Annotated in this window: 18 protein-coding genes and 1 pseudogene; 14 read left to right on the top strand and 5 right to left on the bottom strand. The window is 41.1% G+C overall.

The annotated features are described in order from the left end of the window. Window positions 1–648: 648 nt before the first annotated feature. The 5 genes from V7L20_RS10090 (at window position 649) to rpsN (ending at window position 4950) form a co-directional block, all read left to right on the top strand. Window positions 649–1227, top strand: a complete 579-nt coding sequence (locus V7L20_RS10090; protein ID WP_334743944.1) for a DUF3611 family protein — start codon at window positions 649–651, stop codon at window positions 1225–1227. A gap of 164 nt (window positions 1228–1391) precedes the next feature. Then, complete coding sequence (serS, locus tag V7L20_RS10085; RefSeq protein WP_334743943.1) at window positions 1392–2672, top strand: serine--tRNA ligase; 1281 nt, start codon at window positions 1392–1394, stop codon at window positions 2670–2672. A gap of 103 nt (window positions 2673–2775) precedes the next feature. Further along, entirely contained in the window at window positions 2776–3876 is a 1101-nt protein-coding gene (rseP, locus tag V7L20_RS10080) for an RIP metalloprotease RseP (protein ID WP_334743942.1), read from the top strand. Between the two features lie 23 nt (window positions 3877–3899). After that, window positions 3900–4610 (top strand): endonuclease III, encoded by a 711-nt coding sequence (gene nth / locus V7L20_RS10075; protein ID WP_334743941.1) that lies wholly within the window; start codon window positions 3900–3902, stop codon window positions 4608–4610. Window positions 4611–4647: 37 nt separating this feature from the next. Beyond that, window positions 4648–4950, top strand: a complete 303-nt coding sequence (rpsN, locus tag V7L20_RS10070) for a 30S ribosomal protein S14 (protein WP_334743940.1) — start codon at window positions 4648–4650, stop codon at window positions 4948–4950. A gap of 63 nt (window positions 4951–5013) precedes the next feature. Here rpsN and V7L20_RS10065 read toward each other — a convergent pair whose 3' ends face one another. Next, window positions 5014–5343 (bottom strand): hypothetical protein, encoded by a 330-nt coding sequence (locus V7L20_RS10065; protein ID WP_012410384.1) that lies wholly within the window; start codon window positions 5341–5343, stop codon window positions 5014–5016. Window positions 5344–5450: 107 nt separating this feature from the next. Here V7L20_RS10065 and aat point away from each other — a divergent pair, with 107 nt between their 5' ends. The 4 genes and pseudogenes from aat to V7L20_RS10045 all read left to right on the top strand — a co-directional run bounded on the left by aat (window position 5451) and on the right by V7L20_RS10045 (window position 7901). Next, window positions 5451–6026, top strand: coding sequence for a leucyl/phenylalanyl-tRNA--protein transferase (aat, locus tag V7L20_RS10060; RefSeq protein WP_334743939.1), 576 nt, complete (start codon window positions 5451–5453; stop codon window positions 6024–6026). Window positions 6027–6072: 46 nt separating this feature from the next. Next, a complete protein-coding gene (locus V7L20_RS10055) occupies window positions 6073–7032 on the top strand; it encodes a hypothetical protein (RefSeq protein WP_334743938.1) in 960 nt (319 codons plus the stop codon). Window positions 7033–7490: 458 nt separating this feature from the next. Then, on the top strand, window positions 7491–7694 hold the full coding sequence (locus tag V7L20_RS10050; RefSeq protein WP_334743937.1) for a type II toxin-antitoxin system HicB family antitoxin: 204 nt from the start codon (window positions 7491–7493) through the stop codon (window positions 7692–7694). Further along, a pseudogene (locus V7L20_RS10045) lies at window positions 7691–7901 on the top strand (type II toxin-antitoxin system HicA family toxin). The gene V7L20_RS10050 and the pseudogene V7L20_RS10045 overlap by 4 nt, the downstream one beginning before the upstream one ends. A gap of 54 nt (window positions 7902–7955) precedes the next feature. Here V7L20_RS10045 and V7L20_RS10040 read toward each other — a convergent pair. Then, the gene (locus tag V7L20_RS10040) at window positions 7956–8765 is read right to left on the bottom strand and encodes a DUF3598 family protein (protein ID WP_334743936.1); all 810 of its coding nucleotides are present in this window, start codon (window positions 8763–8765) and stop codon (window positions 7956–7958) included. Window positions 8766–8822: 57 nt separating this feature from the next. Continuing rightward, window positions 8823–9725, bottom strand: a complete 903-nt coding sequence (locus V7L20_RS10035; protein WP_334743935.1) for a cell division protein FtsX — start codon at window positions 9723–9725, stop codon at window positions 8823–8825. 127 nt (window positions 9726–9852) lie between these two features. Between V7L20_RS10035 and def the strand changes: the two genes are divergently transcribed. Together def and V7L20_RS10025 are read left to right on the top strand one after the other, a co-directional pair. Then, window positions 9853–10416: a peptide deformylase gene (def, locus tag V7L20_RS10030; protein WP_334743934.1), complete on the top strand. Its 564-nt coding sequence runs from the start codon at window positions 9853–9855 to the stop codon at window positions 10414–10416. A 10-nt stretch (window positions 10417–10426) separates the two neighbouring features. After that, entirely contained in the window at window positions 10427–10630 is a 204-nt protein-coding gene (locus tag V7L20_RS10025) for a hypothetical protein (protein ID WP_334743933.1), read from the top strand. A gap of 63 nt (window positions 10631–10693) precedes the next feature. On the opposite strand, the gene V7L20_RS10020 is transcribed toward V7L20_RS10025, so the two are convergent. Both V7L20_RS10020 and V7L20_RS10015 read right to left on the bottom strand, forming a co-directional pair. Then, window positions 10694–10834 (bottom strand): hypothetical protein, encoded by a 141-nt coding sequence (locus tag V7L20_RS10020; RefSeq protein WP_334743932.1) that lies wholly within the window; start codon window positions 10832–10834, stop codon window positions 10694–10696. Beyond that, window positions 10831–11181: a WD40 repeat domain-containing protein gene (locus V7L20_RS10015; RefSeq protein ID WP_442943522.1), complete on the bottom strand. Its 351-nt coding sequence runs from the start codon at window positions 11179–11181 to the stop codon at window positions 10831–10833. Before V7L20_RS10015 ends, V7L20_RS10020 begins: the two co-directional genes overlap by 4 nt. Window positions 11182–11464: 283 nt before the next feature. Here V7L20_RS10015 and V7L20_RS10010 point away from each other — a divergent pair, with 283 nt between their 5' ends. The 3 genes from V7L20_RS10010 (at window position 11465) to V7L20_RS10000 (ending at window position 13665) form a co-directional block, all read left to right on the top strand. Beyond that, window positions 11465–11635: a hypothetical protein gene (locus tag V7L20_RS10010; protein ID WP_334743931.1), complete on the top strand. Its 171-nt coding sequence runs from the start codon at window positions 11465–11467 to the stop codon at window positions 11633–11635. 158 nt (window positions 11636–11793) lie between these two features. Continuing rightward, complete coding sequence (locus V7L20_RS10005) at window positions 11794–12594, top strand: PD-(D/E)XK nuclease family protein (protein WP_334743930.1); 801 nt, start codon at window positions 11794–11796, stop codon at window positions 12592–12594. Between the two features lie 429 nt (window positions 12595–13023). Then, entirely contained in the window at window positions 13024–13665 is a 642-nt protein-coding gene (locus V7L20_RS10000; RefSeq protein ID WP_334743929.1) for a GNAT family N-acetyltransferase, read from the top strand. Window positions 13666–13846: the final 181 nt, after the last annotated feature.

Raw genomic sequence — 13846 nt, 5'->3', positions numbered from 1 at the left:
GTGAAGTTGTGGGACGAGTTTGGGAGTTTTAGGGGCACAAAATAGTGTATCCCTACTCAAACTCGATACGAGTGTTGAGGAGCGAACAGACACTGGCAAAGTCACTATCTTGGTGTTAAGTGATGCCAAACTAGTTAGAACTGCTTAAGCAATAAAATGCCATCGAAGAAATTTTACAGGTAAAATGCTATTTTGTCTGTAAAAGTTAATAAACACTTTGTTTTACAGTGATTTTCCTAATGCGAATTTTGAAAGCCTACGCTCAGGGATATGTCTGGGTTAAAGCTGTTACGCCAGTGAAAACACTTAAGCAGTAACCATCACTAATTTTCTGAACAAGAGAATCTTTTGTCTGTTATGGCAAGCGTGATAGTAAATTTATCAAAGAAGACCTGACAATTCAGGTTATATGGAAAAGCGAACGATTAATCTAACCCCCTAATCCCCTAACCCCCTTCCCGACGCGCAAAGGGGGAAGTTCAATGTCTTTCGCCTACAAGGAGAGAGAAATAGAAGTGAGGTTTTCCAGATGACCTGAATTGTCACAAAGAAGATGGGGAAACCCGGGGATGTGGGTAAAGAACTCTTTGCGTCCTTTTGTCCTCGCGTTCCTTAATCAAGCGCCCAGCATATTGGTGATTACAGTTTATGTCACAAACTCCCGATGCTCCATCATCTTCCTCAACTCTGCGGGCAATTGCTCAAACTTTTCGCCTTATAGGCTGGATTAGCTTCTGGATTCAGCTAGTACTAGGCGTTATTTCTAGCATAATTGTGCTGCTGTTCGCCATCTTTAATCAAAGAACTAGCAGTTCTACTAATAATCCTGGGACTGGCTTTGGTGTATTTTTAGCAATTTGTGGACTGGTTATTTTGGGCGGGGGCATTTATTTAGCTTACCGTTACACTAGAATTGGCAAGCAATTGGAATCCTCTAATCCCAGCAACCGCCCTCGCAAAAGCGAGACTGTGCAAGTATTACGCTTAGGGCTGTGGGTGAATTTAGGGGGAACGCTGGTAACTCTTTTGGGGGCGCAAGCGATCGTTGGTACATTGGTAGCAAGATCCATATCCCCACAAGCTATAACTACGCAATTTTTTGATCCCACCCGAATTATTAGTGGTCTAGATATGCTTGTGGTGCAGGCAAACACTAACACTGTTTCAGCACATTTTGCAGGGGTTATTGCATCGCTTTGGTTGCTCAATCGCATTAACCGTCCTTAGAAAATCAGAGGAGTAATATCAAATTTTGGATTTTAAATTTTTCTAGCCCTGGTAAGATTGGCAGGGCACAACTTTTATGTTTGCTTTTCTGCTCGTGCAAGCCAAAATCAGTATATGCTGATGTGTTGGCAGGAAGATAATAGGCTAAAAACTGAGAAAAATCTGTGCTGGATATCAAGCAAATACGGGAAAATCCGCAATTAGTTCAAGAACGATTGAATAGTCGTAGTGGTAAATACGACATTGAACCGATATTACAGTTAGATCGGCAACAACGGGAACTTGAAGGAACGCGCAGTCAACTCCAAGCTCGTAGCAACGAAATTGGTAAAATTGTCGGGCAGAAGATTAAATCTGGCATCAATCCTCAAGACCCAGAAATTCAAGCTTTGCGGGATGAAGGTAACTCTGTCAAAGCTACATTGAGCGAACTCGAACCCCAGGAAAAAAACCTCAAAGCTGAAATTGCCCAACTTGTGTTGGCACTTCCCAACTTACCAAGCGACTCTACACCCCTTGGTAAAAATGAGGAAGATAACGTAGAAGTACGCCGTTGGGGTGATGAGTATATTCCCCAAAATCCGAATATTCTCCCTCACTGGGAAATTGGCGAAAAGCTGGGTATTCTCAATGTTGAGCGGGCTGTGAAAGTTGCCCAAAGTCGCTTTGTGACTTTGATAGGCGCTGGTGCGGCATTGGAGAGGGCATTAATTCAATTTATGCTGACTCTCCATACTCAAGCTGGTTATGTGGAAGTCAGTCCGCCTCTGTTAGTGAATACCGACTCTTTGACGGCGACTGGTCAGTTACCCAAGTTTGCGGAAGAAAGCTTTAAATGCGCTGATGATGACTTGTGGCTGATTCCGACGGCGGAAGTTCCAGTTACAAATCTCTACCGAGGTGAAATTCTCGCTGTTGAAGACTTACCTATTTACCACTGTGCTTTTACTCCCTGTTTTCGCCGCGAAGCTGGTAGCTATGGGCGCGATATGCGGGGATTAATTCGTCTCCATCAGTTCAACAAGGTGGAAATGGTGAAATTTGTCGAACCCAGTACCTCTTTTGATGAATTGGAGAAATTGGTAGAGAATGCAGAAGCAATTTTACAGGCGTTGAAGTTGCCTTATCGAGTAGTAAATTTAAGTACTGGGGATTTAGGATTTGCCTCTACCAAAACTTATGATTTAGAGGTTTGGTTGCCTTCTTCTGGCAAATACCGCGAAATTTCTAGCTGTTCCAATACTATAGATTTCCAAGCACGACGGGCTGATATTCGTTTCAAAGAGGCGGGGAAGAAAGGCACTCAGTTCGTACACACTCTAAATGGTTCAGGTTTAGCTGTGGGACGGACTATGGCAGCAATTTTGGAGAATTATCAACAACCTGATGGGACAGTGAGGATACCAGAAGCGCTGCAACCTTACTTGGGGCGTGAAGTATTGTAATTAGTCATTTGTCATTTGTCTTTTACCAATGCCTAATGCCCCATGCCCAATGCCCAATTAGAATGGAGATAACTATAGCTTAATATTTTCACTAATTTACTCTATGTCAGTTTTAGCAGCGATCGCAGTCTTGGCTGTTTTGATCTTGGTACACGAGTTGGGACATTTTGTTGCAGCCCGTTCTCAAGGCATTCTCGTTAACCGTTTTTCTTTAGGTTTTGGCCCAGTTCTTTTGAAGTACCAAGGTTCACAAACCGAATACGCTGTCCGCGCTTTTCCCTTGGGCGGCTTTGTGGGCTTTCCCGATGATGACCCCGATAGCGATGTTCCACCCAATGACCCAAATCTGCTGCGTAACCGTCCAGTTTTAGACCGGGCGATTGTTATCAGTGCCGGAGTGATCGCAAATTTAATATTTGCCTATTTGGTGTTAGTTCTGCAATTGGGTATCGTCGGCATTCCCAAAGAATTAAACTATCAAGCAGGTGTTGTTGTACAGCCTATTAATCAAGAATCTGTTGCCTATCAAGCAGGAATTCGGGAAGGAGATATTATTCAGGCTATTAACGGTCAAGAACTCCCCGCTTCTGAAAAGTCAACTCCTTTGCTGACAAAAGAAATTCAAACTCATCCCAATCAGCAAATCGAACTGAAAATTTTACGTGACAACCAACAACAAACTCTGAAATTAACACCAAAACTGGGAGCCGATGGCAAAGGTGTAGTAGGTGTGGCACTTAGTCCAAATGCTACAGCAGTTTATCGCCGTCCTAATAGTCCTTTTGAAATTTTTGGCATTGCTGCTAACAGGTTTCAACAATTATTTGTTGGTACACTTAGCGGTTTTGGGCAGTTGATTACCAACTTTCAACAAACTGCTGGACAAGTTTCTGGGCCAGTTAATATTGTTAAAATTGGTGCAAAATTAGCTGATGACAATAGCGTAAACCTGTTATCTTTTGCGGCAATTATCAGTATTAACTTGGCTATTATCAATATTTTGCCTTTACCAGCTTTGGATGGCGGACAACTCGCTTTTCTGCTGATTGAAGGTTTACGCGGGAAGCCTATACCTGCGAGGATTCAAGAAGGTGTAATGCAAACAGGTTTGGTGTTACTCTTAGGGTTAGGAATTTTTCTGATAGTCAAAGAAACCACCCAATTAACTAGCCAATTGGAGTGGGTACAAAGATTGTTTCAGTAAAAATAGGGAGTGGAGAGTAGGGAGTGGGGAATAGGGAAAAGAAACTTTTACCTTTAAAGCAACGAGCGATAGAAATTTTAGCTCGGCTGAAGCGTCTTTATCCAGATGCTACTTGCTCTTTGAACTACTCAACACCAGTACAATTGTTGGTGGCAACGATTCTCTCTGCTCAGTGTACTGATGAACGAGTGAATAAGGTTACACCAGCTTTATTTGATCGGTTTCCTGATGCTGCGAGTTTAGCGATCGCTGACTTGATAGAATTAGAAAGCTTGGTGCGTTCAACAGGGTTTTATCGCAATAAAGCCAAGAACATTCAAGCCGCCTGTCGAATGATTGTTAGCGAATTTGACTCTGTTGTGCCTAACCAAATGGAGCAATTATTAAAGCTTCCAGGTGTAGCGCGGAAGACAGCAAATGTAGTCCTGGGTCATGGTTATGGCATTAATGTTGGAGTGACGGTAGATACTCACGTCAAGCGCCTTAGCGAACGTTTGGGTTTAACTCAAGCAAAAGACCCCGTTCGAATTGAGCAAGATTTAATGAGTTTATTGCCTCAGCCTGATTGGGAAAATTGGTCAATTCGGCTAATTTATCACGGTCGTGCTATTTGTAAAGCCCGCTCTCCCGTCTGCATTGCTTGTGAACTTGCTGATTTATGTCCTGCTGCTAATAATCCAGTGATTATAGGGGAAACGACTATAAGAACCGCAGAATTGATGGAGAGAGGGTAGAATGGAAAACGGTGTCTTTAAATAAGTTAGAGAATATATGGCAAAAAAGAGCATGATTGAGCGCGAGAAAAAGCGCACCAAGTTGATAGAAAAGTATGCTGACAAGCGGGAAGCTCTTTTGGAAGATTTTAAAAGTGCAGCATCTCCCCTAGATAAGTTGGAAATCCACCGGAAGATTCAACAGCTACCCCGGAATAGTGCGCCCACTCGCCACCGCAATCGTTGCTGGTTGACTGGTCGTTCTAGAGGTGTTTACCGCGATTTTGGACTGTCTCGGAACGTGCTGAGAGAATGGGCGCATGAAGGTCTTTTACCCGGAGTTGTTAAGTCTAGTTGGTAGTCAAGAGTCATTAGTCATTAGTCATTAGTCATTGGTAAAGGACAAATGACTAATGACAAAATATTATTGACCACAACATTTATCAATTCCCAGACTTTCTAAGAGTAGATCGCTGACGGCGTTAGCGATCGCAAACTCTCCATAAAAGCTATTGGAAAAATCATACGACTGCATCTCTGTGACAATGGCAATTACCAGAGAACCAAGGTCGTTTTCTCCTTCCATCCGTTGACGCACAAAAATCTGTGCGGCTCGTTGGGCAATATTTTGGTTGACTGCTTCGGGGATAAATTCTGTATCCAGCCACCGTTGTAAGCGTTCTCGTAACCATTCACCTTCGAGCAACGGATTTTCAGGCGGTGGTAGGGTAATGGGTGGAATTGGTTGAGTCATCTTTTTTATTTTAAATGCAGAGGGACGCAAAGGGAAACGCACAGGAACGCAAAGGATGATTGATAGCATCAAATTGCGTTTCTAAGAGTGTTTTTTTATATTTATTTATGGAATATGATATCGCGGCTATTGTTGAGGGTTATGCACAAGGCTATTTTCTCATGGCTGATGATAGCGATCGCCTGAGTTGGTACGGAAGTCGCGATCGAACTTTTATTCCTCTGGATGAACGGTTCCGTTACCCTAAGTCTTTGCAGCGTGTCTTGAATCAAGAGCGTTTTAGTGTGGCTATTAATCGGGACTTTCAAGCAGTGGTGGCTGGGTGTGCTAACCGCGAGACAACTTGGATTTCACCGGAATTACAAAAGATTTACTGGCTACTTTACCAGAGTGGTTATGCTTTTAGTTTTGAAACTTGGCAGGGTGACGAATTAGCTGGGGGAATTTTAGGGATTGTTATCGGTGGGGCTTTTATTGGAGAGTCGATGTTTTACCGAATTCCTGAAGGCTCGAAGGTAGCGATGGTAAAGTTGGTGGAAAGATTGCGCCAGAGGAAATTTGTGTTTTTTGATGCCCAAATGATGAATCCGCATTTGGAGAGGTTTGGGGCTTATCGGGTTGAGGATAAAAAATATCAAAAGCTACTTAAGCAAGCGTTGCAACGTGCTTGTTCCTTGGTATAAATGTGTAGTAAGAAAAACATTCCAATAGTCTGTGTAGAGAGGTAATGTGGATAGTCTTGTACAAAACATTCCCGCAATTATCGAAAAATCAGGAAGTTTTTTTGGGATAATTGCATTGGTTGCGCTCGTTTTTACTTTTGTTGCCTTCATATTTTTCAGGAATGCAGACCCAAGACAAAGAGAGAGAGTTTTCATCATCACAAGTCTTTTCTTATTAACACTTATCGTTATTGCATTCATTGCTGGCATTGCCAAAGAACGAGATCCATTATTCGTAAATAACAGCACTTTAGGTGGTCATGTAACAATCGATGCAACCGCCGGATTACAAAATTCAGGAATTTATCTAGAGAAAGGTCAAAAGGTACTTTTAGAATCTGAAGGGCGTGTCCATCTTGCATCAGATCAAATTGTTAATTTTATAGACCAAGTAAGGTATTTCATCGTTCAAAACATGGAGACTGGAAAAGTTCCTAGTGAAGATATGCAACTCTATGGATCTCCACGAGTCAAAGACCGACTTAAGAAAGATAAAGTCTTTCGTCGAAATTGGACTGGTCCCGATGGAGAAGATATTCAAAGTCCATTCCGTCTTGATCAGTGTAAACTTCGCAACGATTTGAACTGGGGTATGTTGTTGGCGGTAGTGCTACCAGGGGAAAAATTACAAAAGCCTGATCAATCTCTAGCAACGAAAGATCCAGTTAAAGTTTTAATAAATGATTACAGTTTAAAACTGAGTGATTTAGAAGTTGTTACAAAGCTTAACCAGTCAACATTAACTGCGGTCAGAAACGGATGGTTGACATTTATTATTAATGATGCAGTCATATCTCCATTTTCGGAAGTTGATGCTTCAAAAGAGTATTTTGACGCTCTAGTCAAAGCTTCTGATAAACTAGCTAGCGATGGTAGTAGTCTTTACAAAATACCTCAAGAATCAATTCCACTTATTTGGTACTCAGATAACGTCGGTGCATTTCGGATAACTGTAAAGCCTGGATGAGCATTCTAGGTCATTGATTCCGTCAAGCAAATGCTGATGAGTTGCAACTACGAAAAGTGGTTTGCAGATGAGTAATGAAGCGATGTCTACGATCGGCTGTTCGGTGACGCAGTCCTTTATATTGACAAAGGAAATGCTTACTGCTTATACGCCCCTGGTGAACTGTAAAGGTGTTGAGTAAGCAACATAATCTATCTGAGATGGATAGGGCGATCGCTCATTTTCTCTTCAGGTACGATGAAAATATGTTCTAGTGCGATCGCTAATATTGCAGGTTAGGTTAACGCTAGGAAACCCAACATCTTTTTCCACTCACAATCTTAACCACTTCCATCATCATAAGTGCGATATTTACGACGGGCTATTCAGCGTCGCAAGATTTATGATTCATCTGAAATAAGCGATAATGGGCTTAACTGCTATTTGTTATTTTACAGATGGATCAATAAGTTAAGAAAATGAACATAAAAGCAATCATTCATTCAGCAGAAGAAGGGGGCTATTGGGCAGAGGTTCCCGCGCTTCCCGGTTGCATTACTGAAGGTGACACGATGGAAGAGGTTATGGCTAATCTGAAGGATGCCATAAAAGGTTGGCTTGATGTTGCCAACAGTAGTAATGCAGTTGATTCAACCGATCAAGTTGTTGAAATTGCTGTATGAAATCTGTTTCTGGCAAACAATTGTGCAAAATTGTAGAACAAAAAGGTTGGGTTTTGCGAAGAATTACTGGCAGTCATCATAATCTATGAAAACTCTGAAGTAGACAAAATACTGTCAATTCCTATTCATCGCAATCAAGATTTAAAGATTGGAACGTTGCGAACCTTAATGAAAATAGCCCAGTTATCTGAAGAAGATTTAGTCTGATTAGAAAGTGTTGATCGAAATTACCGGGGATAAGCGATCGCACTCTCAAATCCCTTACACTTTTTCTTCAGTAACCAATGTTAAACTAACCCATTCGCCTTTATCGTTATAACTGCGAATCATCCTTTTGCGCAGGTTTGGCTGGATTAACCAACCCGCTTCCAAAAATAATGGTTGACGTAATTGCACCTTTAAAGGAGAAGTTGCAGAAGCGCCATCAGGTAACAATAATACTTGTACTTGCTTTTGGGGATCTTGGTCAAAGAGAACGATGGAACCTTTGATGGTAGCAGTTGAGGTAATTGTACGTTCTTCAAAAGAAGTACTTTGAATTAATCGCCCAGTATCATCAACTTGTATTTTCAAAGTTGTAGAGTAAATATCAGGCGATCGCAAATCTCGATATATTGTTACTGCTTGGCCTTGCCATTCTCCCAACAAGTCATTTATCTGCAAAGGTGGACATTCTGTTGTTGAGGTTCTGGCTAGATGTTCTCGAATTAGAACTAGTTTACTTAGATTACCAGTCTTATCAAACAATTGCACCAGACGTAAGCGGCGATTTTCATAAACAAAAGCGAGTTCCGCACCGAATTCTGAAAATGGTCCTAGCTGAATTGAACCTTCAGAAAATGAACCATTTTCAAAAAAAAGTAGACCCCCTCCCACAGAACTATATTCTTTAATTACATCATCTCTTCCCGAACGACTCAGAGTTAGACGCACTGTCTGGTTATTATTTAACCCTTCTAGAGAAAGATGGCTAGGAGTATCGGTTATAAGTGTACCTTCAGGAGAAAAGTTGGTAAATGAACCTTCCCATACACCAAGATTTTGCAGAAAACATTCCCATTGCGATTTCATAAAGTTTTATTATTAGTCATTAGTCATTTGTCCTTTGCAATGACCAATGATTAATGACTAACCTTTGGCAAAACGTCGGACAGCGAATAAACTTCCCATTAATCCTACAGCTGAACCGAAACTTAAGAGAATCAGGGGCAAGAGTAAAATTTGGGCTGGGGTGAGTTGCACCCCGTTGGTAATAGCTTGAATAAATTCGGGTTGATTGGCTAGCAACTTACCGAGAAACTGTTGAATCACTGAAATGAAACTCCAAGCGATCGCACCACCAACTAAGCCGAAGGTAATTCCTTGTAAAATAAACGGGAGGTAAATCCAAGCAGAGGTTGCTCCCACTAGTTGCATAATTTCAATTTCCTGGCGTCGCGCCATGACAATCAGCCGAATTGTCGTAGTAGTCACTGCGATCGCTGTTAAAGTCAGAATAATCGTAATTGTTAAAGTAATCCAGTTCAGACCTTGGTGCAATTGAGCAATGCGTTTAACTGCTTCATCCACATATTCCACCGTATCAACTCCCGGCAATTTAGCCAACTGCGTTGCTAAAGTTGGTACAACTTGAGAATTACTCGCTTTCACCTTCATTTCATCAACTAAGGGGTTATCACCTAGCTGCTGTGTAGCCCCCTCAATATCAGAAATTCTCATTTCCTTAACTAACTTAGTCCAAGCTTGCTCTTTGGTAATGCTTTGTATCGCCGCTACCTCTGGCATTTTTGCGATCAGTGGCTCAATGGTTTGGGCTTGCGTATCCGGTTCGAGATAAACTGAAACTTCTAGCTGATTACCAAACTGATAAAGGAGTTTTTCAACTTGCCAAGAGGTTTGCAAGCTCAAGCCGAATAAAAACAGTAGCACCGTAACAGTACTTACAGCTGCCCAATTCATCCAACCTCCCCGCAGTAAACCCAGGAAAGTTTCTTTAAGCAGGTAGTCAAGTTTCGTGAAAAATTTAAACACAAATTACCTCAGTCAAAAATTTATAACTCATAATTCATAACTCATAACTCATGACTCAGCACTCACTAGTTACGAGATTGATAGAATTAAGATAGTAGGAATTTTCACCATCTAGCCATAAAGACTCATGCCCTCTGAAATTGCTGTAGAGAAAAAAAAGTTAAAAAATCCACCTTTGGAGCTGCATTATTTAGGCGATCGCGTCCTACGTCAAGCTGCAAAGCGAGTTGCGAAAGTTGATGACGAACTCCGCCAAGTAGTGCGCGAAATGTTGCAAACTATGTATAGCAAAGATGGCATTGGTTTGGCTGCACCCCAAGTGGGAATTCACAAACAACTAATTGTCATCGACCTGGAACCAGAGAATGCAGCTAATCCACCTTTGGTACTGATTAACCCCACCATAAAACAAGTAAGCCGCGACATCTCCGTAGCCCAAGAAGGATGCTTGAGTATTCCTAACGTATACCTAGACGTAAAGCGCCCTGAAGTCGTAGAACTTGCCTATAAAGACGAATACGGTCGTCCCCGGACATTAAAGGCTAATGACCTCTTGGGACGCTGCATTCAGCACGAGATGGATCACCTTAACGGCGTGGTATTTGTAGACCGTGTGGAAAACTCCTTGACTTTAGCCCAGGAGCTATCTAAGAATGGCTTCTCGTATCAAACCGTGAAACCAATAAAATAGGGGGCTAGTTGTGTATTTAACTCCAAAAAGCGGTTTATTTCTCGGTGGTTCTTGTGTAAGTGCGATCGCAGCTGTCGGTTCGATTTTTGAACTCAGTTACGGGCAACCAGATTTTGGTTTCACGACCACTGCGATTATCCTGGCATTGAGCATTCCACTCACAGGATTATTTTTCTTTGCCGCAGTGAAGGACGCAAGGGCTAACATGAAATAAGCATCAGGTACATAAAAAAGGTAAAAGGATGAAGGAACTTGGTAAAATTCACCCTTTTACCTTTTATTTTTTCGATTGTTCTACGGCTTTCAAGGCTTTGAGAGTATCTATCTGTGCCGATGTTAACCCTGTAATCCCAGTAATATTCATTTCTTCGTAGGGTTTATCGGGTCTGAAAGTTTTCAGACAATCGCCTGTTGTCACCTCCCAAAACAAAACTGAATTGTCTCATCTTCACTGCCACTAGCGAGAATTTGGCCATCAGGACTGAAGACCACTGACCAGATCCATTTGGTATGCCCTTGGAAAGTCTTGATACACTTACCTTTACGTACATTCGATAACTTCACGACCACAAGACAACGGTGCTCTCGTAAATAATAAATTAGCAGCGTTATTAGAGCATCTACAGTTTCTGGTAAATCCTTTTCTTGCTCATCAGATACAAATCGGATCAAGTTTAGCAACATCTCTTGCACAGGTGGAACACTGCGAAGACTTCGCCAAATGATGTGGCCAAAATTCTCCTGAACTTCGTTTGCCAGCTTCACAGACAAGGCCGTTTTGCCAATTCCCCCCATACCTAGTAGTGCTATGAGTCAGCAGTGTTCTTGAACTACCCAACGCTTTAGTCGGGATAATTCATCTGCACGCCCATAAAAAAATAAACTCCGTTTTGTCTATTTGCGATCGCCATGATTGTTAAGTCTTGGAGTTGATTCCTCACCCAATCATCAGCAACAAAATTGCAATTTTAGGTTCGTAGTGAAGTTTTAGCAACTTTCTTGGGTTAAGTGCAAGTTAGGACTAGGCTTCCCACTAGGAGATTATATCATGTCAAACAACAGCAACGGCTCTGGGGGAGAAACACTTTCGCCACTTTTAATCATCTTAGTGGCAGGGTCAATTTCTTTGGCGATCGTTAACAAAGCTAATCACCCAGCATATTTTGACATAGTTAAAATAGCTATGGTCTATAGCTTTGGCTCAATCAAGTCTCAATAAAAAACTAAATATTCCAATAACCAGGATAATGTAGATCAGGATGAGTTGAAATAGCAGACATGAAAACTATCTGTGAAGGCAGTAAAAAAATCACTGTTTTTTACAGATAGTTTGCCAAAGGTGAGTTGTAGATTATAATTTGCTTCTAAAATAGAAGAATGCTGTCAACTTCCACTCAACTACTGCGACTGTCTCAAGGACAACTCAACTTACTAGAAGCTTGTCCGCGTAAATTTCAACATACCTACCTAGAACAACTCAATTCGCCCTCAAATCCTGAACAAGAAGAACGGCAAACTTTGGGTAGTCGCTTTCACTTGCTAATGCAGCAGCGAGAAATGGGTCTGCCAATTGATAGTTTCCTGCAAGCAGATGCTAAACTGCAAAGCTGGATGCTAGCTTTTGCTGATGCTGCCCCAGAAATTTTAACGGCTGTATCTGATAATCAAACTTTCCGTGAGAGTGAACACTACCGAACTCTGCAAGTTCAGGATTATTTGCTGACGGTTGTCTATGATTTATTGATTGCAGATAATCAACAAGCCCAAATTCTCGACTGGAAAACTTATCCTAAACCACCCAATAAACGCAAGTTAGAATCCAACTGGCAAACACGGCTTTATCTCTATGTATTGGCAGAAACTAGCGACTATTTGCCAGAAAATATTTCGATGACTTACTGGTTTGTGCAATCTGAGGGGAAACCGCAAAATATTAAGTTTAATTACAATACTGTTCAACATACACAAATAGCAAAGAAACTTAATCGACTGTTAAGCCAGTTAACTATTTGGCTGGAAAATTACCAAAACAACCAGCAGTTTCCGCAAGTGGTGGAGGGTAGCAAAACCTGTGATTATTGTCAGTTTGCCAAACGGTGCGATCGCACACAAGTTATTGAAGAAGCAATGAAAGACTCATTGCCCAATTTTGATAGTATTCAAGAAGTCTCACTTTAATTCTATAGCAATCCTAAATGAGTCCTGAAAAATATAGATAAGGAAACGAACCACCTTCTCTACAAGAGACTTCCGCTTCCGCCAACGCGCAGCGTCTCTTAGAGAAGAACGCTTTTCTTTCGGAACGCTACGCGAACCTGTAGGTCTCGTTAGAGAAGGACACAAAGGAAAGAAAAAAGAAGAGATATATATAATTTTTACAAATGATTTAGGACTGCTATATCTGTAGTATTGTCTTATTAAAATAGATTCCTTATACTCATTATTATCGAAAGTTAAAAATTAATATAAAGTCTTTTTTTTAAATTTAAGGTAATTAAAAATATTTTAATTAAAATAACTAAGCTCGATAAATATTATTTTTCTCAATAAACAACAAATTAATAAATTTAAAATTCTTCACTATAAATAATCACAAATTCTAAATTTATGTCAAGCTTTGACGAAACTGAAGCCATTTATGTGCGCGAATTAGGAATTGATGACATTGCTCCCATTTATCACTTGGGAGAAGGGTTATTTACCAGCGATTTATATCCTTATTTATACCGCACCTGGGACGAATGGGAAGTGATTGGACTTTACAACACCGACCCAGAATATTGTCTTGTGGCTGAAACAGACGGAGAATTAGCAGGATTCATTTTGGGAACTATTATTACCAAAGCATCTTGGACTTATGGATACATTTTATGGCTGGGAGTTAGCCCGAGGTTTCAGCGTCGGGGAGTAGCAGACAAGTTGGTTGATAAAGTTGTTGCTCGGATGATTGAAGATGGGGCGCGGTTTATGCTGGTAGACACTGATCCTACCAATACTTCAGCATTAAAGTTTTTTAACCGCAAAGGTTTTGGTAATATCCGCCAGCATATTTTCTTGTCGATGAATTTAAGCAAGCATGAATATTATGGCAGATTAATTGATTACGAGCACCAAAAAGCTGAAAGAGCAGGTTACAGGCGATCGCGTCCAGCAATTCGCGCCCGCAAACCCGATAGCGTCGCTAATGAAGTAGTTCTAAATCCCCTAGTGAGTGAATCTCAAACAATCGACGATCAATCATCAATTTAACAAAAGTTAGGAGTTAGGAATTATGAGTTAGGAGTTAAAACTTTTAAGAAACTATTTATAAAATGCTCGTAGGGAGACGGCATTGCCATGTCCCTACCCGTGTATCTCATTAAAATGAGAATTGCTATATATCTATATTCACTTTTTGCCGTAACACACTCTACTTAATATTTTGTTTATA

It is taken from the genome of Nostoc sp. (assembly GCF_036916735.1).
GTDB lineage: Bacteria > Cyanobacteriota > Cyanobacteriia > Cyanobacteriales > Nostocaceae > Nostoc.
The sequence above is the reverse complement of the archived record's forward strand: the minus strand, read 5'-3'. Positions and strand labels throughout refer to the sequence as shown.

Coding starts and splice junctions, on each gene's coding strand:
- V7L20_RS10090 (WP_334743944.1), top strand. CDS start 649: ATGTCACAAACTCCCGATGCTCCATCATCTTCCTCAACTCTGCGGGCA.
- rseP (WP_334743942.1), top strand. CDS start 2,776: ATGTCAGTTTTAGCAGCGATCGCAGTCTTGGCTGTTTTGATCTTGGTA.
- rpsN (WP_334743940.1), top strand. CDS start 4,648: ATGGCAAAAAAGAGCATGATTGAGCGCGAGAAAAAGCGCACCAAGTTG.
- V7L20_RS10065 (WP_012410384.1), bottom strand. CDS start 5,343: ATGACTCAACCAATTCCACCCATTACCCTACCACCGCCTGAAAATCCG.
- aat (WP_334743939.1), top strand. CDS start 5,451: ATGGAATATGATATCGCGGCTATTGTTGAGGGTTATGCACAAGGCTAT.
- V7L20_RS10050 (WP_334743937.1), top strand. CDS start 7,491: ATGAACATAAAAGCAATCATTCATTCAGCAGAAGAAGGGGGCTATTGG.
- V7L20_RS10040 (WP_334743936.1), bottom strand. CDS start 8,765: ATGAAATCGCAATGGGAATGTTTTCTGCAAAATCTTGGTGTATGGGAA.
- def (WP_334743934.1), top strand. CDS start 9,853: ATGCCCTCTGAAATTGCTGTAGAGAAAAAAAAGTTAAAAAATCCACCT.
- V7L20_RS10010 (WP_334743931.1), top strand. CDS start 11,465: ATGTCAAACAACAGCAACGGCTCTGGGGGAGAAACACTTTCGCCACTT.
- V7L20_RS10005 (WP_334743930.1), top strand. CDS start 11,794: ATGCTGTCAACTTCCACTCAACTACTGCGACTGTCTCAAGGACAACTC.
- V7L20_RS10000 (WP_334743929.1), top strand. CDS start 13,024: ATGTCAAGCTTTGACGAAACTGAAGCCATTTATGTGCGCGAATTAGGA.